At 68.5% G+C, this 19,513-nt stretch carries 20 protein-coding genes; 12 read left to right on the top strand and 8 right to left on the bottom strand.

The window, feature by feature from the left end:
• Window positions 1–140 precede the first annotated feature (140 nt).
• Both AC5LXK_RS20530 and AC5LXK_RS20535 read left to right on the top strand, forming a co-directional pair.
• A complete protein-coding gene (locus tag AC5LXK_RS20530; RefSeq protein ID WP_493393287.1) occupies window positions 141–2,369 on the top strand; it encodes an amylo-alpha-1,6-glucosidase in 2,229 nt (742 codons plus the stop codon).
• 96 nt (window positions 2,370–2,465) lie between these two features.
• Window positions 2,466–2,717, top strand: coding sequence for a hypothetical protein (locus tag AC5LXK_RS20535; RefSeq protein WP_493393288.1), 252 nt, complete (start codon window positions 2,466–2,468; stop codon window positions 2,715–2,717).
• 518 nt (window positions 2,718–3,235) lie between these two features.
• On the opposite strand, the gene penR is transcribed toward AC5LXK_RS20535, so the two are convergent.
• A complete protein-coding gene (gene penR / locus AC5LXK_RS20540; protein ID WP_493393289.1) occupies window positions 3,236–4,126 on the bottom strand; it encodes a beta-lactamase transcriptional regulator PenR in 891 nt (296 codons plus the stop codon).
• A gap of 128 nt (window positions 4,127–4,254) precedes the next feature.
• Here penR and blaPEN-bcc point away from each other — a divergent pair, with 128 nt between their 5' ends.
• Window positions 4,255–5,193, top strand: coding sequence for a PEN family class A beta-lactamase, Bcc-type (gene blaPEN-bcc / locus AC5LXK_RS20545; RefSeq protein ID WP_493393290.1), 939 nt, complete (start codon window positions 4,255–4,257; stop codon window positions 5,191–5,193).
• A 482-nt stretch (window positions 5,194–5,675) separates the two neighbouring features.
• On the opposite strand, the gene AC5LXK_RS20550 is transcribed toward blaPEN-bcc, so the two are convergent.
• The 5 genes from AC5LXK_RS20550 to AC5LXK_RS20570 form a co-directional block, all read right to left on the bottom strand.
• The gene (locus tag AC5LXK_RS20550) at window positions 5,676–5,876 is read right to left on the bottom strand and encodes a DUF805 domain-containing protein (RefSeq protein ID WP_493393291.1); all 201 of its coding nucleotides are present in this window, start codon (window positions 5,874–5,876) and stop codon (window positions 5,676–5,678) included.
• Window positions 5,877–6,458: 582 nt separating this feature from the next.
• Window positions 6,459–6,827 carry an antibiotic biosynthesis monooxygenase family protein gene (locus tag AC5LXK_RS20555; RefSeq protein ID WP_493393292.1) on the bottom strand — a complete coding sequence of 123 codons (369 nt, stop codon included), beginning with the start codon at window positions 6,825–6,827 and terminating at the stop codon, window positions 6,459–6,461.
• Between the two features lie 35 nt (window positions 6,828–6,862).
• The gene (locus tag AC5LXK_RS20560) at window positions 6,863–7,309 is read right to left on the bottom strand and encodes a MarR family winged helix-turn-helix transcriptional regulator (RefSeq protein WP_493393293.1); all 447 of its coding nucleotides are present in this window, start codon (window positions 7,307–7,309) and stop codon (window positions 6,863–6,865) included.
• A gap of 317 nt (window positions 7,310–7,626) precedes the next feature.
• Window positions 7,627–8,994 carry an ATP-binding protein gene (locus AC5LXK_RS20565; RefSeq protein WP_493393294.1) on the bottom strand — a complete coding sequence of 456 codons (1,368 nt, stop codon included), beginning with the start codon at window positions 8,992–8,994 and terminating at the stop codon, window positions 7,627–7,629.
• Window positions 8,995–8,999: 5 nt separating this feature from the next.
• A complete protein-coding gene (locus AC5LXK_RS20570) occupies window positions 9,000–9,662 on the bottom strand; it encodes a response regulator (RefSeq protein ID WP_493393295.1) in 663 nt (220 codons plus the stop codon).
• A gap of 232 nt (window positions 9,663–9,894) precedes the next feature.
• Here AC5LXK_RS20570 and AC5LXK_RS20575 point away from each other — a divergent pair, with 232 nt between their 5' ends.
• The 7 genes from AC5LXK_RS20575 to AC5LXK_RS20605 all read left to right on the top strand — a co-directional run bounded on the left by AC5LXK_RS20575 (window position 9,895) and on the right by AC5LXK_RS20605 (window position 16,384).
• On the top strand, window positions 9,895–10,248 hold the full coding sequence (locus tag AC5LXK_RS20575; RefSeq protein WP_493393296.1) for a NirD/YgiW/YdeI family stress tolerance protein: 354 nt from the start codon (window positions 9,895–9,897) through the stop codon (window positions 10,246–10,248).
• A gap of 55 nt (window positions 10,249–10,303) precedes the next feature.
• The gene (locus tag AC5LXK_RS20580) at window positions 10,304–11,164 is read left to right on the top strand and encodes a MurR/RpiR family transcriptional regulator (protein WP_011354378.1); all 861 of its coding nucleotides are present in this window, start codon (window positions 10,304–10,306) and stop codon (window positions 11,162–11,164) included.
• Window positions 11,165–11,216: 52 nt separating this feature from the next.
• Window positions 11,217–11,642: a GNAT family N-acetyltransferase gene (locus AC5LXK_RS20585; RefSeq protein ID WP_493393297.1), complete on the top strand. Its 426-nt coding sequence runs from the start codon at window positions 11,217–11,219 to the stop codon at window positions 11,640–11,642.
• A 185-nt stretch (window positions 11,643–11,827) separates the two neighbouring features.
• A complete protein-coding gene (locus AC5LXK_RS20590) occupies window positions 11,828–13,495 on the top strand; it encodes an ankyrin repeat domain-containing protein (RefSeq protein WP_493393298.1) in 1,668 nt (555 codons plus the stop codon).
• A gap of 157 nt (window positions 13,496–13,652) precedes the next feature.
• Complete coding sequence (locus tag AC5LXK_RS20595; protein ID WP_493393299.1) at window positions 13,653–14,513, top strand: isocitrate lyase/PEP mutase family protein; 861 nt, start codon at window positions 13,653–13,655, stop codon at window positions 14,511–14,513.
• 335 nt (window positions 14,514–14,848) lie between these two features.
• A complete protein-coding gene (locus tag AC5LXK_RS20600; RefSeq protein ID WP_493393300.1) occupies window positions 14,849–15,115 on the top strand; it encodes a YodC family protein in 267 nt (88 codons plus the stop codon).
• A 99-nt stretch (window positions 15,116–15,214) separates the two neighbouring features.
• Window positions 15,215–16,384, top strand: a complete 1,170-nt coding sequence (locus AC5LXK_RS20605; protein ID WP_493393301.1) for a cytochrome P450 — start codon at window positions 15,215–15,217, stop codon at window positions 16,382–16,384.
• 15 nt (window positions 16,385–16,399) lie between these two features.
• Here AC5LXK_RS20605 and AC5LXK_RS20610 read toward each other — a convergent pair whose 3' ends face one another.
• Entirely contained in the window at window positions 16,400–16,726 is a 327-nt protein-coding gene (locus AC5LXK_RS20610; RefSeq protein WP_493393302.1) for a superinfection immunity protein, read from the bottom strand.
• Window positions 16,727–16,816: 90 nt separating this feature from the next.
• Window positions 16,817–17,236 carry a rhodanese-like domain-containing protein gene (locus AC5LXK_RS20615; protein WP_493393303.1) on the bottom strand — a complete coding sequence of 140 codons (420 nt, stop codon included), beginning with the start codon at window positions 17,234–17,236 and terminating at the stop codon, window positions 16,817–16,819.
• A gap of 114 nt (window positions 17,237–17,350) precedes the next feature.
• Here AC5LXK_RS20615 and ftrA point away from each other — a divergent pair, with 114 nt between their 5' ends.
• Both ftrA and AC5LXK_RS20625 read left to right on the top strand, forming a co-directional pair.
• Complete coding sequence (gene ftrA, locus AC5LXK_RS20620) at window positions 17,351–18,313, top strand: transcriptional regulator FtrA (protein ID WP_493393304.1); 963 nt, start codon at window positions 17,351–17,353, stop codon at window positions 18,311–18,313.
• An 85-nt stretch (window positions 18,314–18,398) separates the two neighbouring features.
• A complete protein-coding gene (locus AC5LXK_RS20625) occupies window positions 18,399–19,469 on the top strand; it encodes an NAD(P)H-dependent flavin oxidoreductase (protein ID WP_493393305.1) in 1,071 nt (356 codons plus the stop codon).
• Window positions 19,470–19,513: the final 44 nt, after the last annotated feature.

Below are 19,513 nucleotides of genomic sequence, written 5' to 3' on the forward strand. Positions count from 1 at the left end.
CCCACCGCGACGCCATGCGGCGACGGCAACGTCGCATGGCGTCGCGGCCGTTTCGTCGCTGCGCACGTACCCCGTTCTGGCCTATCCTGTGCGAAACACGCGACGCGCACCGCGCGTTGCGCCTCGACACAGGAGCATCGATGCCGAATCACGCCGAAGCCACCACGACGCAGGCGCCGCAAGCTGCGCCTGCCGCCCCGAACGCCGCGTCGGGTCCCGCCTTCATCGCGCCCGAAGCCGATCCGCAGGCCCTGGCGCGCAACAACCAGTACGTGCTGAAATCCGGCGACGCGTTCGTGGTCAGCGACGCGCTCGGCGATATCGGCGGTCATGACGACGGCCTGTTCGTCGACGACATGCGCGTGCTGTCGAAATGGCGCCTGACGTTCGGCGGCCGCGCGCCGTCGCTGCTGTCGGGCGCGACGAGCGCCGACAACGCGTCGTTCACCGCGCACCTGACGAACCGCCCGCTGCCGCCGCTCGGCGGCCACGAGACGCCCGAAGGCGTGATCCATATCGAGCGGATGCGCGTGCTCGCGGGCGACGTGCTGTACGAAGCGCTGACGCTGACGAACTACGGCGCGAGCGAAGCCGAGGTACCGTTGTCGCTGTCGTTCGCGGCCGATTTCAAGGACATGTTCGAAGTGCGCGGCACGCAGCGGCCGAAGCGCGGCACGGTCGTTGCTCCGCGCGTCGATGCGGGCGCGGTGCGGCTGCGCTACGACGGCCTCGACAGCGTCGAGCGCAACGTGACCGTGTATTTCTCGCCGGCGCCCGACGCGCTGTCGGTCGATCGCGCCGACTACACGCTGACGATTGCCGCGCAGGCGTGCGTGTCGATCTACCTGACCGTCGATGCGACGCTCGGCCCGGCGCATGGCGAAGGGCCCGGGCCCGGGTGCGGCCGCGTCGCGCTGCGCACCGCGCTCGTCGGCGTGCATCGCGAGATGCGTGCGCGGCGCGAATCGATGGCGCGCGTGAACACCGGCAATCCGCTGTTCGACGCATGGCTCGACCGTTCGCTCGCGGATCTCGGGCTGCTCACAACGCAGCTCGACACGGGGCCGTACCCGTATGCGGGCATTCCGTGGTTCTCGACGCCGTTCGGCCGCGACGCGGTGATCACGTCGCTGCAGATGCTGTGGCTGCAGCCGTCGCTTGCGCGCGGCGTGCTGCGTTTTCTCGCCGAGCATCAGGCGCGCGAGACCTCCGCGTTCCGCGACGCGGAGCCCGGCAAGATCATGCACGAGTTCCGCCGCAGCGAGATGGCCGCGACGGGCGAAGTGCCGTTCGCGCTGTACTACGGCGGCGTCGATACGACTCCGCTGTTCATCGTGCTTGCGGGCGCCTACGTCGAGCGTACCGGCGACGACGCGCTGATCGACGAGCTGTGGCCCGCGCTCGAGCGCGCCGCGCAATGGGTGATCGACAAGTGCGACCGCAATCCGTACGGGTTGCTCGATTACCAGCGCACGTCGGAGCGCGGCCTCGCGAACCAGGGCTGGAAGGACAGCCACGATTCGGTGTTCCATGCGGACGGCCGCTTCCCCGACGGGCCGATCGCGCTCGTCGAAGTGCAGGCGTATGCATGCGCGGCGCTCGATGCGATGTCGGCGTGCTCGCACCGGCGCGGCCACGCGGCCGACGCGACGCGCTACGCACTGCGCGCGAAGACGCTGCGCGACCAGGTCGAAGCGCTGTTCTGGATGCCGGAAGGCGATTTCTACGGGATTGCGCTCGACGGTCATGGTGACCTGTGCCGCGTGTTCGCGTCGAACGCAGGCCACCTGCTGGCATTCGGGCTGCCCGACGCCGAGCGTGGTGCGGCGGTTGCCGGCGTGCTCGGCTCGGCGCTGTTCCAGACGGGGTGGGGCATCCGCACGCTCGCGGCCGGCCAGCCGCGCTTCAACCCGATGGCCTATCACAACGGCTCGGTATGGCCGCACGACAATGCGCTCATCGCGCGCGGCCTGGCACGCTACGGCGACAAGACGGCCGCGGTGAACCTGCTGCGCGCGCTGTTCGAGGCGGCGGTGAGCTTCGAGATGCGCTTGCCGGAGCTGTTCTGCGGGTTCCCGCGCCGGCGCGGCGAACCGCCGACCGCATACCCGGTGGCCTGCCTGCCGCAGGCGTGGGCGGCCGGTGCGCCGTTCATGATGCTGCAGGCGTGCCTCGGCGTGAGCATCGACGCGTCGCGCCACGAGGTGCGCGTCGAGCGCCCGGCGCTGCCGGAAGGCGTCGACTGGCTGCGGATCGATGCGCTGCGCGTCGGTGACGAAACGGTGACGCTGACGTTCCGCCGCGTCGATGGCCAGGTCGTCGCGGCGGCCGAGCAGCCGGGCCGCGTGAAGGTGGTCGCGGTGCTGTAGCGCGATGCTGCGCGAACGTTGCGCGATGTCGCGCCACGTTCGCACGCAGCGGCATAGAATCGTGACATGACCCTTGAACGATGGCGGAGGTAGACGATGACGACCGACAACCGGCCCGACGACGGCGAGCAGAAGCTCGAGAATCTGGAAGCGGCGGTCGACCACCTGCACAAGTCGATCGAATCGCAGAGCATCGCGATCGGCGCGGCGAAGGGCATCCTGTTCAGCCTGATCGAAACGCTCGGCGCATTGATCGGCGATCCCGACCTGCCGGAGCATGCGCGCTCGGGTTACGAAGCGCTGCGGGACAAGGCGAGCGAATTGCGCGGTGGCCTCGACCGGCATTGATGCGCGGCCTGCACCGGCGCCGGCCGCGCGGGCCGCGCCGGTGCTGCCCGATTCTGCAGATGAAGCACAAAACCCCGTGCGCTCAATGAGTTAGGTGTCCGGTGCGCAGGATATCCACAAGCTTGCCAACACAATCTGTGGAGAACCGGCCGGCCTTCGGCATGGCGCGGGGTGCGTGCCCGGCGCTCACCCGGAGCGTCGTTCGAAAGCCCTCCCGGTGCCACACCATTGACCGGTCAAGGTCCGGATATTGAATCCCCTTGTGTATCAAGATGTTACGCGTCCGATCTGAAGGATATCCACAGGCTTGCCAACAAAATCTGTGGACAACTTGCAATCGATTGCGTCGCATTGGTTGAGGATCGAGCCTGAATGCGACCGGTGCGCGAGGCCCGTGCACAAAGGCTGCCCGATGTCTGCGTCGGCACGTTAATTCGTGCACGATCAAGGACTTGGATCCCGGGTACCCAGGATATCCACATCCTTGCCAACACTTTCTGTGGACAAGCGCGGCCGCGTCATTCGGCTGGCGCGGCGCCGGCCGCTTCGGCCACGATCCAGTCGCGAAAGAGCGTCATCGCGGGCGTCAGCGGTTTCGATTTCAGCGACGTGAGCCAGTAGCCGCCGGCGCGCACGTCGATGTCGAGCGGCCGCGCGAGCAGGCCGAGCTGCAATTCGCGCGCGAACATGCAGGCCGGCGCGAGCGCGACGCCCGCGCCCTGCATCGCGGCCTCGACCATCAGCCGGGACGAATCGAACACGGGCCCGTTGACCGCCCACGGTTCGAGCCGTGCGGCGTCGAACCAGCCATGCCATTCGTCGATGCGGTACGAGCGCAGCAGCGTTTCGTTCGCGAGATCGGTCGGTTGCGCCAGGCGCCGCGCGATCTCCGGTGCGCACAGCGCGGTGAGCGGCGCATCGAGCAGGCGTTCGTTGCGCGTGGCCGGCCAGTTGCCTTCGCCGAAGCGGATCGCGAAGTCGAGACCCTCGGCGGCGAGGTCGACGACGTTGTTGTTGGTTCGCAGCCGCAGCTCGACGAACGGGTGCGTGTCGCCGAACTGCTTCAGCCGCGGCATTAGCCAGCCTATGGCAAACGTGCCGACGACGCCGAGCGTCAGCACCTCGTGGAACCGCCCGCCGTCGAACTGCTTGAGCACCGTCTCGATGCGGCTGAACGCATCGCTCAACACCGGCAGCAGCGCGCGCCCCTCGTCGGTGAGCCCGAGACCGCGCGGCAGCCGTGTGAACAGCGTGCAGCCGAGCCGCTCCTCGAGCGAGCGCACCTGCTGGCTGACTGCGGCCTGGGTCACGCTGAGCTCGAGGCCGGCGCGTGTGAAGTTCAGGTGGCGCGCCGACGATTCGAACGCGCGCAGGGCATTGAGCGGAAGATGAGGGCGGAGCTTAGTCATAAGAATTTCTTTTGTCAGCGCTCAATTATCGTTGCTTGTCAGGCAACCGTAAAGTCACGATAGTCCTGTCTCGGCGGCCGGCCGTTTTCATCTTCGATTCGCCTCCATTCCACCACGAGACAACCGACATGACCTACTCATCGAAACGTCGAACCCTGTTGCTGGCCGCCGCGATGGCGCCGCTCGCTCTCACCGTTACCGCGTGCGCGTCGCAGCAGGCCGCTGCGCCTGACGCGGCCAGTCAGGCAGCGGCGGCTGCCGCGGACGCCGTGGCGCACGCCGCTGCAAGGACGGCGCTGGCCGACCTCGAGCGCGACGCAGGCGGCCGTCTCGGCGTGTGTGCGATCGACACGGCGAGCGGCCGGGTCATCGAGCATCGCGCGGGCGAGCGCTTCCCGTTCTGCAGCACGTTCAAGGCGATGCTGAGCGCGGCGGTGCTCGCGCAGAGCGTCGACCGGCCGGGCTTGCTGCAACAGCGCGTGACGTACACCAAGGCCGACCTCGTCAACTATTCGCCGGTGTCGGGGAAGCATGTCGATACGGGCATGACGGTCGCCGCGTTGTGCGAGGCTGCGATCCAGTACAGCGACAACTCGGCCGCGAACCTGCTGATGAAGCTGATCGGCGGCCCGTCGGCGGTGACCGCGTATGCGCGCTCGATCGGCGACGACACGTTCCGGCTCGATCGATGGGAGACCGAACTGAATACCGCGCTGCCGGGCGACCTGCGCGACACGACGACGCCTGCCGCGATGGCCGCGAGCCTGCGCGTGCTGATGCTCGGCGAGGCGCTGCCGGCCGCGCAGCGTGCGCAGCTCGTCGCGTGGATGCGCGGCAACAAGGTCGGCGACAAGCGGATTCGCGCGGGCGTGCCGGCCGGCTGGGCGGTCGCCGACAAGACGGGCACCGGCGACTACGGGACGACGAACGACGCAGGCGTCATGTGGCCGGCGTCGGGCGCGCCGATCGTGCTGGTCGTGTACTACACGCAGCAGCAGGCCGACGCGCGCGCGAAGGAGGATGTGATCGCGTCGGTTGCGCGCATCGTGGCGCAGACGTTCGGTTGAGCCGGGCGGCGCGGCGTGCATGGCGAACACCGCATGCATGTCGTGCCGCAGTCGTGACCCGCGCGATCAAACGGTGTGCGATCAACGACTTAGGTCACGCATGCTCAGGATATCCACATGCTTGCCAACAAAAATTGTGGACAAGCCCGCGAGTGGCCGCGTCCGGCGCGATGAGCGCCATCGTGCCGCGTTTGAGGCGGCACGGACAAAGTCTTTCGGATCAAGCGCTTGGCCGCGGTATGTGCAGGCTATCCACACGCTTGCCAACACAATCTGTGGATAAGCAGCCGGCCCGTCGCGGCCCGCAGCCCGTCACGCGCCGCGACGGTACGCAACCGGCGATCTGCCGGCCGCGTGCCGCATTCGAAGCGGTGCGGACAAAGTCTTTCGGATCAAGCGCTTGGCTGCGGTATGCGCAGGCTATCCACATGCTTGCCAACAAAATCTGTGGACAAGCCCGCGTGCTGCCGCGGCCGCAACGCTCAGGGCTGCCGATCGCCGACGGCGGGCCAGCGCGCGAACGCGAACACCCACAGCATGACGAAGTTCAGCACCGGGACGAACATCGTCAGGATCCACCAGCCGGAATGCCCGGTGCGCCGGACGATGCGGACGTACGGATAGATGACGATGGCGACGAGCACGAGCGAGATGAGCAACTGCCATGCGGTGAAGTGTTCCATGGCCTTCCTCGGAGAGAGGTGTCGTGACGGAGTGCCGGCGGTACGGCCGGCCCGTGGCGGCGCCGCGCGAAGCCGGCGATGCGCGGCCGCGTGCGGTTCGCACGATCTTGCGGTGTGACGGGCATGGGCGTCAAGGCGCGGGCAGCCGGTGCGGCGGCGCCGGATCGTCCGCGTTCGCGCAGGTTCGAGCGATGCGTTGCCGAAACGGTGGCGCGACGCACGAACCGTAGGCCGATCAACGGGTTAGCGCGTGCTTGCGCAGGATATCCACAGGCTTGCCAACAAAATCTGTGGGTAAGTCGCGCACGGCCTGACGGGCCCGTGTGTGGCGGTCGCGACGGGCATCGGGCTCGCCTCGTCGTGGCGTCCTGATGCGAACTGAGGCGAAGCGCCGCGCGTGATGGCCATGACTCGGGCCTTGTCTGCATCACGCGTGCCAAAGTCCATCGGATCAAGGGTTTAGCGCTGCGGTGCGCAGGATATCCACAAGCTTGCCAACATTTTCTGTGGAGAAGTCCGGGTTCGCGATCGGCCGGCGCGAACCCGGCCGATGCCACGCGTTGCCACGTTTCGGATGCGCATTCAGGCGGTGCAGATTCCGGCGACGCCGACTTTCTGGAACAGGTGCGGGCTGGCGACCGCGGACGACGGATACGCCGAGAGCTTGGCGACGAATTCCGGATGCGTGAAGGCCGCTCGGAACGCTTCCGTCGATTCCCAGATCGCGTAGTTCAGGTAGGTCGGGCTGTCGCCGAGCGCGCGATGAAGCTGCGTCGAGATGAATCCCGGCTGCCGTTTCATGAATTCGGCATCGTCTTTCCACACGGCGAGAAAGTCGGCTTCGTCGGCCGGAGCCAGCGTGAACACGTTGACGAGGACGACGGGCTCCGCGTCGATCGCAATCTGTTGCTGGATCGGAAAGGCCGGATCCATCGGCTTGAAATGAGGCATGGGCACTCCTGGTGGGGTAGAGGGCAGGCGGGTGGTTACGCGTGGCCGGCCTGGCCGTGCGCGCTGGACATCGCCGACAGCACGCGAATCGCCGCATCGAGGTCGGCCGAGCTGAAGTCGCCGGCGATGTCGCGGACATGCCGCTGCCACTGCTCGACCACGGCCTGATAGGCCGCTTCGCCGCGAGGCGTCAGCGCGTACAACGGAGAGCGCTTGTGCGCAGGGTTGGGCAACGACAGGACCAGCCCTTCATCGGTCAACACGTTGACCTGTTTCAGCACGGCCTGCCGCGTGATGCCCATCGCATCGGCGATCTGCGGGATGTTCGGGGCGTCCGGCGCCAACGAGATCGCCCCCAGCACCTGCCAGCGCGCGCTGGTCAGGCCGTGGGGCCCGGAAAAGGCGTTGCCCCATTCGATCAACAATCCGTTCAACCGGAATACCGACAATGCGACGGCGGTCAACTTCTCGGATTTCGTCATGTCCAGCTCGCGTCATGAATTGACAACTACTTTACGTAATGGACAACTGGTTGTCAAGTTGGCAGGTGAGCGTCGACGAGCGATGCCGGGTCGGTACACGTGGGTCGCGATCCGGAAAACGATTACGTGCTGAATTGAGTGGCGTGGCGCGCGCGGCTGGCCGGGTGCGGTGCGTCATGCCCCGGTTTGCAGCCGCCTGGCGCATTTGCCGCGCATGCCAGACAAACCCTTTCCGATCAATGGCTTGGTGTCGTTAATGGAAGGTTGTCCACAAGCTTGCCAACATAATCTGTGGAGAAGCCCGCCCGTCGCGCGCGTCAGGCCGGCAGCGGAAAGCGCACCGTGACGGTCAGCCCGCGCCCGCCGCGCGTGGTCCCGAGCGCGACGGTCGCGCGATGCTGTTCGGCGATCCGCTTGACGATCGACAACCCGAGCCCGCTGCCCGACGACGTGACGGCCTGCGCGCCCTCGCCGCGATAGAAGCGTTCCCACACGTCCGTCCGTTCGGCCTCCGGAATGCCGGGGCCGTCGTCGGCGACTTCGAGCACGGGCGTCGTGCCGTCGAGATGCGCGGACACGTCGATACGCGCGCCGTCGCCCGCATAGCGGATCGCGTTGTCGACGAGGTTGTTCAGCAGCACGCGCAGCGTATCGGCATTGCCGGCGGCCATCACGGGCGCCGCGACGATCGCGCCGAGATCGATCCGGTGCGCGTCGGCGACGCGCGTGCGGTCCGACACCACCGACCGGCACAGCGCCGCGAGATCGACGGGCGCCGACGCGGAGGCTGCGGCCTGCGCGTCGGGTTCGAGGCGCGCGAGCGTCAGCAGCTGTTCGGCGAGGTGGCCGAGGCGCGTCGTACCCGCATGGATCTGCGCGAGGATGTGCTCGCGTTCGTCGGCCGTCGTCGCGCGTCGCAGCAATTGCGACTGGATCGACAGCCCCATGATCGGCGTGCGCAGCTCGTGCGCGGCATCGGCGATGAAGTGCCGCTGCAGCGTGAACGAGCGGTCGAGGCGCGTGAGCAGGTCGTTGATCGCTTCGGCGAGCGGGCGAACCTCGTTCGGCATCGACGCGACGTCGACCGGTTCGAGATTGTTCGCATTCCTGCGTTTAAGGCCGGACGCGATCGTGCGCAGCGGCCGCAGACCCGCGCCGATGCCGAACCACAGGCCGATCGCGAGCAGCGGCAGCATCGAGAACACGGGCCACAGCAGGTGCACGGCGATGCCCGCGATCGCTTCCCATCGCGCATGCCGCGCCTGCGCGAGCCGGATCGTCGTGCCGCCGCGTTCGGTCACGTAGGTACGCCACGGCTGGCCGCCGACGTCGACGCTCGCGATGCCTTTCTGTTCGGGCGGCGGCAGCTTCGAATCGCGATCGGTCGAATACACCAGCGTGCCGTTGCGCCACACCTGCAGCAGCACGGCATCGGGGTCGCTCGCCTCGAAACCGTGCTTGCCGTTCGCGTGATTGCTGAACGACAGCTCGCCGTTCGGGCCGACGACGATCTGTCTCGACATGCTGCGCATCTGGTCGTCGAGCAGGTCGTCGAGTTCGCGCAGCGCACCCCAGTACGTACCCGCACTGGCGACCAGGCCGATCACGCATGCGGCCGGCAGCAGCCACATCAGCAGGCGCCGCCGCAGCGACGCGTTGCGCCAGCGCGCGACCGCGCGTTGCATGCGCGTCACGTGCCGTCACCGATCCGGTAGCCGACGCCGCGCACCGTGCGGATCATGTCGTGGCCGAGTTTCTTGCGCAGGTTGTGGATATGCACCTGCACCGCGTTGCTCTCGATTTCCTCGCCCCAGCTGTACAGCCGCTCCTCGAACTGCTCGCGTGAAATCACCGCGCCGGGGTCGCGCATCAATTCGTGCAGCAGCACGAATTCTTTCGGCGACAGCGGCACTTCGTCGTCGCCGAGCCAGACGAGGTGCTTGACGGGGTCGAGCCGCAGCGGGCCGATCGCGAGTGTCGTCTGCGCGCGGCCCGCGTGGCGGCGGTTGACCGCGCGGATGCGGGCGAGCAGTTCGTCGAGCTCGAACGGCTTGACGAGATAGTCGTCCGCGCCGCTGTCGAGGCCCGCGATGCGGTCGGGCACGCCGTCGCGCGCGGTGATGATGATCGCGGGCAGGTTTTCGTCGCGACGGCGCAGCGCGGCGAGCACCGACAGGCCGTCGCGGTTCGGCAGCCCGAGATCGAGCAACAGCAGCCCGTAGCCGGTCGCGCGCAGGGCGAGCGACGCGGCATCGCCGTCCTTCACCCAGTCGACCGCGAAGCCTTCCTGTTTGAGGCCCTGTTCGAGCCCGCTGCCGATCAGCGGATCGTCCTCGACGAGCAGTACGCGCATGAATTCGTGTCTCTTCAACAGGGCGCGGTGGCGCCCGGAGTGTCCATGATAAGCGCACGTGTCTTAGGCCCAGCTTAAATGCGCGCCGCGCGCGGCCGCCGTTCGTGCGGGTCCGATGCGGCAGCGTGTCGCTTCGGCGCATCCTTCAGGTTTGCTTAATCTTACGGTCCGTAATCTGATGCCGTCGCGTTCAACGGAGCGCGGCGCCACATCGAAGAAGAGGACCGAGATCATGAAACACCTGGCCAGAATCCTGGCGGTCGCGCTCGCCACGCTGCCTGCCGCCGTCTACGCGCAATACACGGGGCCGTCCGCGCTGACCACGACGACCGTGAAGGAGCTGCTCGCCAACGGCAAGGACGACCAGCACGTGCAGTTGCAGGGGCGCATCGTCAAGCACGTCGGCGGCGAGGATTACGAGTTCGCCGACGCGACCGGCACGATCCACGTCGAGATCGACCACAAGCTGTGGGCGGCCGGCCAGCCCGTCAGCGACAAGACCGAAGTGAAGGTGACCGGCGAATTCGAGCGCAAATGGTCGGGCCGCGTGAAGGTCGACGCCGATCACGTCGAAGTGCTGCGCTGACCGGTGTGTGCGGAGCCGGTGATACCATGATCGACCGGTTTCCGTTCCCACCAAGATGGCCGCCAATTTCGACGAACTCGCGTCCCGGATCCGGGCGCAATTTTCCGAGCTGAGCCCGCAATTCCAGGCGGGCGCCGCTTTCCTGCTCGATCATCCCGACGAAGTCGCCACGTCGTCGATGCGCAAGGTCGCGCAGCGCGCGCAGGTGCAGCCCGCGTCGCTCGTGCGGCTCGCGCAGCAATTCGGCTTCCCCGGCTGGAACGAGCTGCGCGATTTGTGCGTCGCACGCGTGCGCACGCGCCCCGAGCCGCTCACGCAGCGCGCCCGCTCGCTCGTGCGGCCCGATGCGAAGGCATCGCTCGCGCACGACCTGCTTGCCGCGCAGCAGCACAACCTGTCGGCGACCGCCGCGCAGAACGAGCACGCGCTCGCGGACGCAGCCAAGCTGATCCGCAAGGCGTCGCACGTGCACGTGGCGGGGTTTCGCTCGTGCTATCCGGTCGCGTTCGGTTTCGTATACGGCTATCGGCTGTTCCGTCCGACCGTGTCGCTGCTCAACGGCGTCGCCGGTTCGCTCGAGATGGAGCTGCGGACGATCGCGAAGCAGAGCGTGACCGTGGTCGTCAGCTTCGCGCCGTATTCGGCCGAAGCGACACGTGTCGCGCAGGCCGCGAAGGCGCAGGGCAGCCGGATCGTCGCGATCACCGACAGCGCGGTGTCGCCGATCGCGCTGCACGCGGACGCGCAACTGATCTTCACGCACGACAGCCCGTCGTTCTTTCCGTCGCTGGTGGCCGCGCATGCGATGGCCGAGGCGCTGGTCGCGCAGTTGCTGGCGCTCGAAGGCAGCGATGCGATCGCGGCGCTCGAGCGCACCGAAGCGGAGCTGCATGCAAAGGGCGCGTACGTCGTTTGACGTGCGGCACCTGCGGTTTCAGTTCATCCTCATTCACGACCTGACGCAATCCATGACGTTCACCTACGAAGTCACCGATGCAGGCGACGCGGACATCCGCAAGCAGATCGTCGCGCCGCTCGTCCGCTTCAACGAAAGCCAGGCCGGCCCGTCCGATTTCCGGCCGCTGGCCGTGGTCGTGACCGACGACGCCGGCTCGGTGGTCGGCGGCCTGTGGGGCGGCACGGGGTTCGGCTGGCTGCATGTCGACCTGCTCGTGGTGCCCGAGGCCGCGCGCGGCCAGGGCGCCGGCACGCGCATCATGGATCTGGCCGAAACGGAGGCCGTCGCGCGCGGCTGCCACAGCGCGTGGCTCGATACGTTCGATTTCCAGGCGCGGCCGTTCTACGAGAAACGCGGCTATGTCCGCTTCGGCGAGCTGCCGGATTATCCGGTCGGGCACACGCGCATCTTCCTGACGAAGAAACTCGCGGGCTGAGCGGCGATTCCGGCGGCACGGTTGACGATGTCGACGGACGTCGCCTACGATACCGGACAGCGATGCAGGTCGCTTCCGGGTCCGCGGAAAGGGTTGAACCCACCTGTCGCAGCAAATCCGGTTGTTCCCCGTCCTTTGTGCTGGCGGTATTGCGGACCTTCGGCCATCCACGCACGAGGATCCGCATGAAAAAGCTGCCTCCCAAGGCCCATTCCGATCATCTGAAAAAGCAGGCCAAGGAATTGTTGCGCCTGTACCGGCAGGGCGACGCCGGCGCCGTCGCGCGCTTCGTCCAGTCACTCCCCGCTGCCGCCAACCACACGTACGACGAAACGCTCGCGCTCGGGCTCCGCCTGCACGACGCGCAGTCCTGCATCGCGCGCGAATACGGCTTTGCTTCATGGGCCGATCTCGACGCGTTCGTCGACACGCAGGCGCTTGCGCGGCAACAGCGGCCGCTGCTGGTCCGGCGCTGGCTCGATCTTGCCTACGGTGCCGACGTGACGGGGGGCTTCGACGCGTCCCGGCCGCGCGTCGCCGCGCAATTGCTGCGCGATCATCCCGATCTCGTATCGGCCGACCCGACCATCGCCTGTGCGGCGGGCGATCTCGACGCGTTGAAGGCGGCGCTGGCCGCGGATCCCGGCTGGATCGCGCGCGCCGGCGGTGCGCTGAAGCTGCCGCCGCTCGTCGCGGTCACGCATTCGCGGCTCGGGCAGCTTCCCGAGTTCGCTGTCAGGCTGCGCGCCTGCGCGCGTCATCTGCTCGATGCAGGCGCAGATCCGAACCAGCGGATCGGCAATCGGTTCCCGCCTGCCTCGCTGGCCGAGCCCGACGAATCGGGCCCGCTGTCGGCGCTGTACGGCGCGGCCGGCGTCAATCGCGATCCGGTGCTCACCGTGATGCTGCTGGAAGCCGGCGCCGATCCGAACGACGGGGAATCGCTGTATCACTCGGTGGAGAATCCGGCGTGCACGCGCGTGCTGCTCGAGCACGGCGCGCGGGTGGGCGGCACGAACGCATTGCGTCGCGCATTCGACATGCGCGACGCGGACGCACTCGAATTGCTGCTCGCGCATGGCGGCGACCCGGAAGAGCCGGCCGGAGAAGGGCCGACGGAGATGTGGGGCGCACCGTTGTTGCGCGCGATCGGCGTGCGCTGCTCGGCGCGCCATGTCGCCGCACTGCTGGCGGCCGGCGCCGATCCCCGGGCGCATACGCCGGCGGGCGTCAGTGCGTACCGGCTTGCGATGCAGGCCGGGTTGTCGGAGGTCGCGGCGCTGTTGCGCGCGGCCGGCGCGGAAGAGGCGCTCGGTGCGGACGATGCGTTCGTGGCGGCCTGCGCGCGTGCCGATGCGGACGATGCGCGGCGCATCCAGGCGAAGCATCCCGAGCTGCCGGGGGCGCTGACGGAAGACCGGTTGCGCCAGCTGCCCGACGCCGCCGCGTGGGGCTCGCGCGACGCGGTGAAGGTCATGGTCGAGCTGGGCTGGCCGATCGCCACGCGCGGCGGCGACTGGGATGCGAGCGCGATGAATCACGCGGTGTTCCGCGGCGATGCGGAACTGCTGGCGTTCCTGCTCGCGCACGGCGCAAGCTGGCGCGAGCTGCACGGATTCGGCAGCGACGCGCTCGGCACGTTGTCCTGGGCGTCCGTCAACGAACCGGAGGGCGTCGGCGATCCCGACTGGGAAGCGTGTGCACGCGTGCTGATCGCGCACGGCGTGCCGCAAGCGGCGCGCGACCTGTCGAATCCGGAGGGGGTGCTGATCGACGGCCGCGCGATGCGGTTCTCTGAGGCCGTCACCGACGTGTTGCTCGGCATCGACGGCACGCAGCCCGCATCGAGCTGAAAGCTGGCGGGCGGGCATCGGGCGAGGCCGGGTGCCTGTCTGCCCGCCAATGGGGTTACCGGTTTTGCGTGTCGCGCGACGACATTTCGGCGGTCGCTGAAACGTCGCGCGCACGACCGGCGTAAGCTCACCCGTGAACCTCTTCCGGGAGTCCGCGATGACCCATACCGACCAGCAAGCCCGCCACGCCGAAGCTTTCCGAGCACTGCACACGCGCCCCGGCGCCTTCATCATCCCGAACCCGTGGGACGCCGGCACCGCGCGCCTGCTGGCGATGGCGGGCTTCGAGGCGCTCGCCACGACGAGTGCGGGCTATGCGTTTTCGAAAGGGCAGCCCGACAACGCGATCGATCGCGACGCGATGCTCGATCACATCGCCGATCTCGTCGCCGCGGGCGGCCTGCCGGTGAGCGCCGATCTCGAGAACGGCTTCGGCGACGCGCCCGACACGGTGGCCGAAACGATCCGGCTGGCGGCCGAGGCCGGCGCGGTCGGCGGCTCGATCGAGGATGCGACCGGCCGCGCCGATACGCCGATCTATGCACGCGACGTGTCGGTCGAGCGCATCGCGGCTGCCGTCGACGCGGCGCGCGCGCTGCCGTTTCCGTTCACGCTGACCGCACGCTGCGAAAACTACCTGCACGGCCGCCGCGACCTCGACGACACGATCGCACGGCTCGTCGCCTATCGCGACGCCGGCGCCGACGTGCTGTATGCACCGGGCATCACCGACGCCGGCGAGATCGCGGCGGTGACGCGGGCGGTCGGCGCACCCGTCAACGTCGTCATGGGTCTGCAAGGCGGGTTGCTGAGCCTCGACGAACTGGCCGCGCTCGGCGTGAAGCGCGTCAGCGTCGGCGGCGCGCTGGCGCGGGCCGCGCTCGGTGCGTTCCTGCGCGCCGCGACGGAGATGGTGCGCGACGGCACGTTTACGTTCACGCAGGCGGCCGTGCCGGGGCGCGATATCAACCGCTGGTTTGCCGCGCCGGATAATTCACCGGTTTTGTTCAATGAATGAGCCCCAATAAAGTCCGGAATCGTTTCCAGCTGGAACATTGATTGACAATAATCAACCGATTTCGCGTCCGAATTAATCGACGATGACGGCGCGAAAATCATCGTCTATTCTCCGCATTCCGCCCGTTTGACTGCCGTCGGCGTGCAACCCGCACCGGATCTGGCGGCCAGCGGGCCGCCAGGCGTACCGATGCTGCGTATTGTTTCCTGTTTTCATTCAAATCATTTTGTACGCGGGAGTTGCCGGCGGTTTTTTTGATTGATAATCTGCGGCACGTTCCAATGACCGGCCGATGCGCCGCCGGAAATATCGATATATAAAAAGCTGGGAGTGCGATGACGATCCGGGAAAATCAATGCATCGGGTTTCGCGTCGGCGATGTCGTGACGCTGAAAACGGGTGGGCCGCGCATGACCGTCACCTATGCCGGGCCGGTCGTGTTCGACGAAGGCGACTGGCTGATCTGCCAGTGGTTCGACGAAAGCGGCGAGTTCCGGCAGGAAATGTTTCATCACGGCACGGTGGTGCCCGAGCCGCGCGCGATTTCGGCCGGGCGCGTCCGGTTGCGCATGCAGTCGCATCGTTACCGGTCGGCTGCCTGACGCCGGCATCCCTGCGGCGCCGCTGCAGGCGGCGCCCGTGCGGCGACATTTCACGCAATCCCGAAACATGCGGCGGCGCACTGCGCCGATACTGGCCGCATGAACCCGACCGATCCCCTTGCCGCGGTTACGCACCGCGATCCCTATCCCTACTACGCGACGCTCGTCGACGGGCCGCCGCTTGCGTACGACGCCACGCTCGGCCTGTGGGTCGCGAGCCGCGCGGCGGCCGTGACGGCCGTGCTCGGCCATCCGGCCTGCCGCGTGCGCCCGCTGGACGCGCCGGTGCCGCCCGCGTTGCGTGGCACGACGGCCGGCGCGCTGTTCGGCGAACTGGTCCGCATGAACGACGGCGCGTCGCGGCACGACGTGCCGAAGCAGGCGTTGCGCGCGGCGTTTGCGCCGATCGACACGGATGCGCTGCGCGAGCGCGCCGGGCAACTGGCCGCACGGCGGCTGCCGTCACCGGGCGATGCCGACGCGCTGAACGCGTGGTGCATGACGGTGCCTGTGTGCGCGGTCGCCGATCTGCTCGGCTTCGACGAAACGCAGCTCGACGACATCGCGGCGCAGGTCGTCGATTTCGTCGCCGCGCTGTCGCCGTTGTCGGACGCGGCGGCGCTGGCCCGCGCGAGCGACGCTGCGCGGCAACTGCTCGACCGGATGACGGAGCGTGTCGCGCAGTCGCACGCGCATGACGGCACGCTGGTTGCTGCGGTGCAGCAGGCGGCGCGCGCGTCGGGCTGGCAGGCGAGCGGTGCACTGGTCGCGAATCTTGTCGGCTTGCTGTCGCAGACCTGCGAGGCGACGGCCGCGTGGCTCGGCAATACGCTGGTTGCATGGAATGCGGAAGCGGATGTCGCCCGCGCGGCGCCGGACGCCGCCGCGCTCGATGCGTTCGTTGCCGAAGTCGGGCGTTTCGATTCGCCGGTGCAGAACACGCGCCGCTTCGTCGCGGCTCGCACGACGATCGAAGGCGCGCATGTCGAAGCCGGCGACGCGATCCTCGTCGTGCTCGCCGCGGCGAATCGCGACCCGTCCGTGCATCGCGACCCGCACCGGCTGATGCCGGGCCGCGCGGCGGGGCCGAATTTCGGTTTCGGCTCGGGGCCGCACGGCTGCCCGGGTGAGCAGATCGCACGGGCGGTGACGACGGGGGCGTTTGCGGCGTGGTGGCGTGCGGGCGGCTCGCCGCCGCGCGAGGAACTGACGTGGAATTACCGTGCGTCGACCAACGTCAGGATGCCGAAGTTCGACGCGGCACGGTGAAGGGGAAAGAGGGACTTAACGGCAGCCTTGCTTTTCGGCCCATTGCTCCTGGGCGGCGACGCGACGTTGCACGCGTTCGACGAGGCCGGTCGAGAAGGTCCGCATGCTGATGCCGCGACGCTTCGTGAGGATGACTTGCGCGACATCGCTGCGCGGGTTCGGCTGGTACGCCCAGTAGAGCGTCATCAGCCAGCCGATGCCCGTCCACGCGAACAGCGCGTTGAACATCGCGATCGTCAGCTTGTCCCGCCGGCCGCGCCTGTCGGCAATGATCGCCGGCAGAAAATAGAGCGCGATCGCTGCAACCGAACCTGCCACTTGAATCAGGACTGCATCATGCATGGTGCTGCTCCGTCCGAACTGCAATGAGGCTGATTGTCGCGCTTTTTCCGTTTGTGTGCAGGCAATTGATTGTTGCGCTTTTAATGACGATCAGCCGGCTTCGACGTCCGCGGGCTGCACATCGTTGCTCAGCGCGAAACCTTCGTCGAGCCAGCCGGTCACGCCGCCGATCATCAGCTTGACCGGGCGGCCGAGGCGCGCGAGCCGGATCGCCGCTCGCGCGGCGCCGTTGCAGTGCGGGCCTGCGCAGTACACGACGAACAGCGTGCCGGCCGGGTAGCCGGCGAGCTTGCCCTCGATGATCTTGCGGTGCGGCAGGTTGCGCGCGCCCGGCACGTGGCCGGCGGCGAACAGGTCGGGGCCGCGCACGTCGAGCAGCACGAAATCGGGCGTGCCCGATGCGAGCGCGTCGTGCACGTCCCAGCAATCGGTCTCGAATCGCAACGACGCCTCGAAATGCACGAGGGCGGCGGGGCTGTCGGCGGCGGGCGCGTCGGTGACGTAGGACATGGGCAGGTTCTCCGGGTTGAACGGGCGCGGAACGCGCCGGAACGAAGGGCAGTATCGCGGTTCGGCCAGTTTCGCGGCAGTGGCGCGATCGACAAGTTCCGGTAACATCACGCCATGCACAATCACCTCGTCGTCGCGCTCGCCTACGATCGTCTCTGCACGTTCGAATTCGGCTGCGTGGTCGAACTGTTCGCGCTCGAGCGCCCCGAACTCGGCGTCGACTGGTATCGCTTCGCGGTATGCGCAAGCGAGCCGGGGCCCGTGCGCGCGGCGGGCGGCATCACCGTTGCCGCGCCATATCGGCTCGCGACGCTCGATCGCGCGGACACCATCGTGATTCCCGGCTGGCGCGATCCGGACGAACTTCCGCCCGAACCGTTGCTGAAGAAGTTGCGGGCCGCACATCGGCGCGGCGCGCGGCTCTGCTCGATCTGTTCGGGCGTGTTCGTGCTCGCGGCAGCCGGCGTGCTCGACGGGCTCACCGTGACGACCCACTGGCGTTATGCGGAACGCCTGCAGGCGCGTTATCCGGCGCTGCGCGTGAATCCCGATGCGCTGTACGTCGACGAAGGGCAGGTCGTCACGTCGGCCGGCTCGGCGGCGGGGCTCGACATGCTGCTGCATCTCGTGCGCCGCGATCACGGCGGCGCGATCGCGAACCGCGTCGCGCAGCGCCTCGTGCTGCCGCCGCATCGCGACGGCGGCCAGGCGCAGTTCGTGCCGCGTCCGGTCGCGCCGGGCGGCAGCGACCGGCTCGCGAAGCTGATCGACTGGATGCGCGTGCATGCCGCCGAGCCGCATACGCTGGCATCGCTCGCCGCGCAGGCCGCGATGAGCACGCGCACGCTGCAGCGCCAGTTCGCGGATGCGACGGGAATGTCGCCGCTCGCGTGGCTGATCCGCGAGCGCGTGAACGTCGCGAAGGACATGCTCGAAGCGCAGCCCGCGCTGCCGCTTGCGCAGGTCGCGGCGCGCGCGGGGTTCGGTTCGGAGGAATCGCTGCGCCGGCATTTCCGGCGCGTCGCGGCGACGAGCCCGGCCGCGTACCGGCGCGGGATGGACCGCGGCGGCACGTAGCGGGTGCCGAACGGGGCCGTTCGCGCGCGACGATGACAAGGACAACCCACGTGGCGATGGCCACTCATTCCCGAAAAGGATGCCGATGACGATGCCGCCTTCCCGTTTGCCGCTGATCCAGGCCCCGATGGTCGGGTCGCTGAGCCCGCTCGCGATTGCCGTGTGCGAAGCCGGCGGGCTCGGTTCGCTCGCATGCGCGGCGCTCGGCCCGCAGCAGTTGCGCGACGAGATCGCGGCGATCCGTGCGCGCACGTCCGCGCCGTTCAACGTGAACTTCTTCTGCCATGCGCCGCCCGCGCCCGATGCCGAGGTCGATGCGCGCTGGCGCGCGGCGCTCGCCGCCTACTACGCGGAAGCCGCGCTCGATCCGGCCGGCGTGAAGGGCGGCCCCGGTCGCGCGCCGTTCGACGATGCGATGTGCGCGGTCGTCGAGGCGTTGCGGCCGGCCGTCGTGAGCTTCCACTTCGGGCTGCCCGACGACACGCTGCTCGACCGTGTGCGCCGCACGGGCGCCTGCGTGGTGTCGTCCGCGACGACCGTCGAGGAAGCGCGCTGGCTCGATGCGCGCGGTGTCGACGCGATCGTCGCGCAGGGGGCGGAGGCCGGCGGCCATCGCGGGATGTTCCTGACCGACGACATCCATGCGCAGCCGGGCCTGTTCGCACTGCTGCCGCAGATCGTCGATGCGGTGCGAGTGCCCGTGATCGCGGCGGGTGCGATCGCCGACGGGCGCGGCATCGCGGCCGCGTTCGCGCTCGGCGCACGCGCGGTGCAGATCGGCACCGGCTACCTGCTGACGCCGCAGGCCGGCCGCTCGGCGCAGCATCGCGCGGCCGTGCGCGCCGCACGCGACGACGGCACGCGCATGACCAACCTGTACACGGGCCGCGCCGCGCGCGGGCTGCTGACGCGTTTCATGCGCGAGCAGGGGCCGATGAGCGCGCTCGCGCCCGCGTTTCCGCTTGCGACGGCCGCGGTCGATCCGCTGCGCGGCGCGTTCGAGCGGCAGGGGCGCGACGATTTCTCGCTGCTGTGGTCGGGCGAGGCCGCGGCGCTTGCGCGCGAGGAGGATGCCGGCGCACTGACGCGGCGCCTGTGGGACGATGCGCTCGCGTGCGCGGCCGGGCTGCGCGACACGTTTCCGAAGGTTGTCTGAACGGCCGGGAGGGGGCGCCGGCGGGGGAGCATCGGCGTATGATC

The sequence above is a fragment of the Burkholderia pulmonis genome (assembly GCF_984667975.1).

Coding starts and splice junctions, on each gene's coding strand:
- AC5LXK_RS20600 (WP_493393300.1), top strand. CDS start 14,849: ATGACGATCCGGGAAAATCAATGCATCGGGTTTCGCGTCGGCGATGTC.
- AC5LXK_RS20605 (WP_493393301.1), top strand. CDS start 15,215: ATGAACCCGACCGATCCCCTTGCCGCGGTTACGCACCGCGATCCCTAT.
- AC5LXK_RS20575 (WP_493393296.1), top strand. CDS start 9,895: ATGAAACACCTGGCCAGAATCCTGGCGGTCGCGCTCGCCACGCTGCCT.
- penR (WP_493393289.1), bottom strand. CDS start 4,126: ATGACTAAGCTCCGCCCTCATCTTCCGCTCAATGCCCTGCGCGCGTTC.
- AC5LXK_RS20610 (WP_493393302.1), bottom strand. CDS start 16,726: ATGCATGATGCAGTCCTGATTCAAGTGGCAGGTTCGGTTGCAGCGATC.
- blaPEN-bcc (WP_493393290.1), top strand. CDS start 4,255: ATGACCTACTCATCGAAACGTCGAACCCTGTTGCTGGCCGCCGCGATG.
- AC5LXK_RS20535 (WP_493393288.1), top strand. CDS start 2,466: ATGACGACCGACAACCGGCCCGACGACGGCGAGCAGAAGCTCGAGAAT.
- AC5LXK_RS20560 (WP_493393293.1), bottom strand. CDS start 7,309: ATGACGAAATCCGAGAAGTTGACCGCCGTCGCATTGTCGGTATTCCGG.
- AC5LXK_RS20625 (WP_493393305.1), top strand. CDS start 18,399: ATGACGATGCCGCCTTCCCGTTTGCCGCTGATCCAGGCCCCGATGGTC.
- AC5LXK_RS20550 (WP_493393291.1), bottom strand. CDS start 5,876: ATGGAACACTTCACCGCATGGCAGTTGCTCATCTCGCTCGTGCTCGTC.
- AC5LXK_RS20590 (WP_493393298.1), top strand. CDS start 11,828: ATGAAAAAGCTGCCTCCCAAGGCCCATTCCGATCATCTGAAAAAGCAG.
- AC5LXK_RS20580 (WP_011354378.1), top strand. CDS start 10,304: ATGGCCGCCAATTTCGACGAACTCGCGTCCCGGATCCGGGCGCAATTT.
- AC5LXK_RS20570 (WP_493393295.1), bottom strand. CDS start 9,662: ATGCGCGTACTGCTCGTCGAGGACGATCCGCTGATCGGCAGCGGGCTC.
- AC5LXK_RS20615 (WP_493393303.1), bottom strand. CDS start 17,236: ATGTCCTACGTCACCGACGCGCCCGCCGCCGACAGCCCCGCCGCCCTC.
- AC5LXK_RS20555 (WP_493393292.1), bottom strand. CDS start 6,827: ATGCCTCATTTCAAGCCGATGGATCCGGCCTTTCCGATCCAGCAACAG.
- ftrA (WP_493393304.1), top strand. CDS start 17,351: ATGCACAATCACCTCGTCGTCGCGCTCGCCTACGATCGTCTCTGCACG.
- AC5LXK_RS20595 (WP_493393299.1), top strand. CDS start 13,653: ATGACCCATACCGACCAGCAAGCCCGCCACGCCGAAGCTTTCCGAGCA.
- AC5LXK_RS20530 (WP_493393287.1), top strand. CDS start 141: ATGCCGAATCACGCCGAAGCCACCACGACGCAGGCGCCGCAAGCTGCG.
- AC5LXK_RS20565 (WP_493393294.1), bottom strand. CDS start 8,994: ATGCAACGCGCGGTCGCGCGCTGGCGCAACGCGTCGCTGCGGCGGCGC.
- AC5LXK_RS20585 (WP_493393297.1), top strand. CDS start 11,217: ATGACGTTCACCTACGAAGTCACCGATGCAGGCGACGCGGACATCCGC.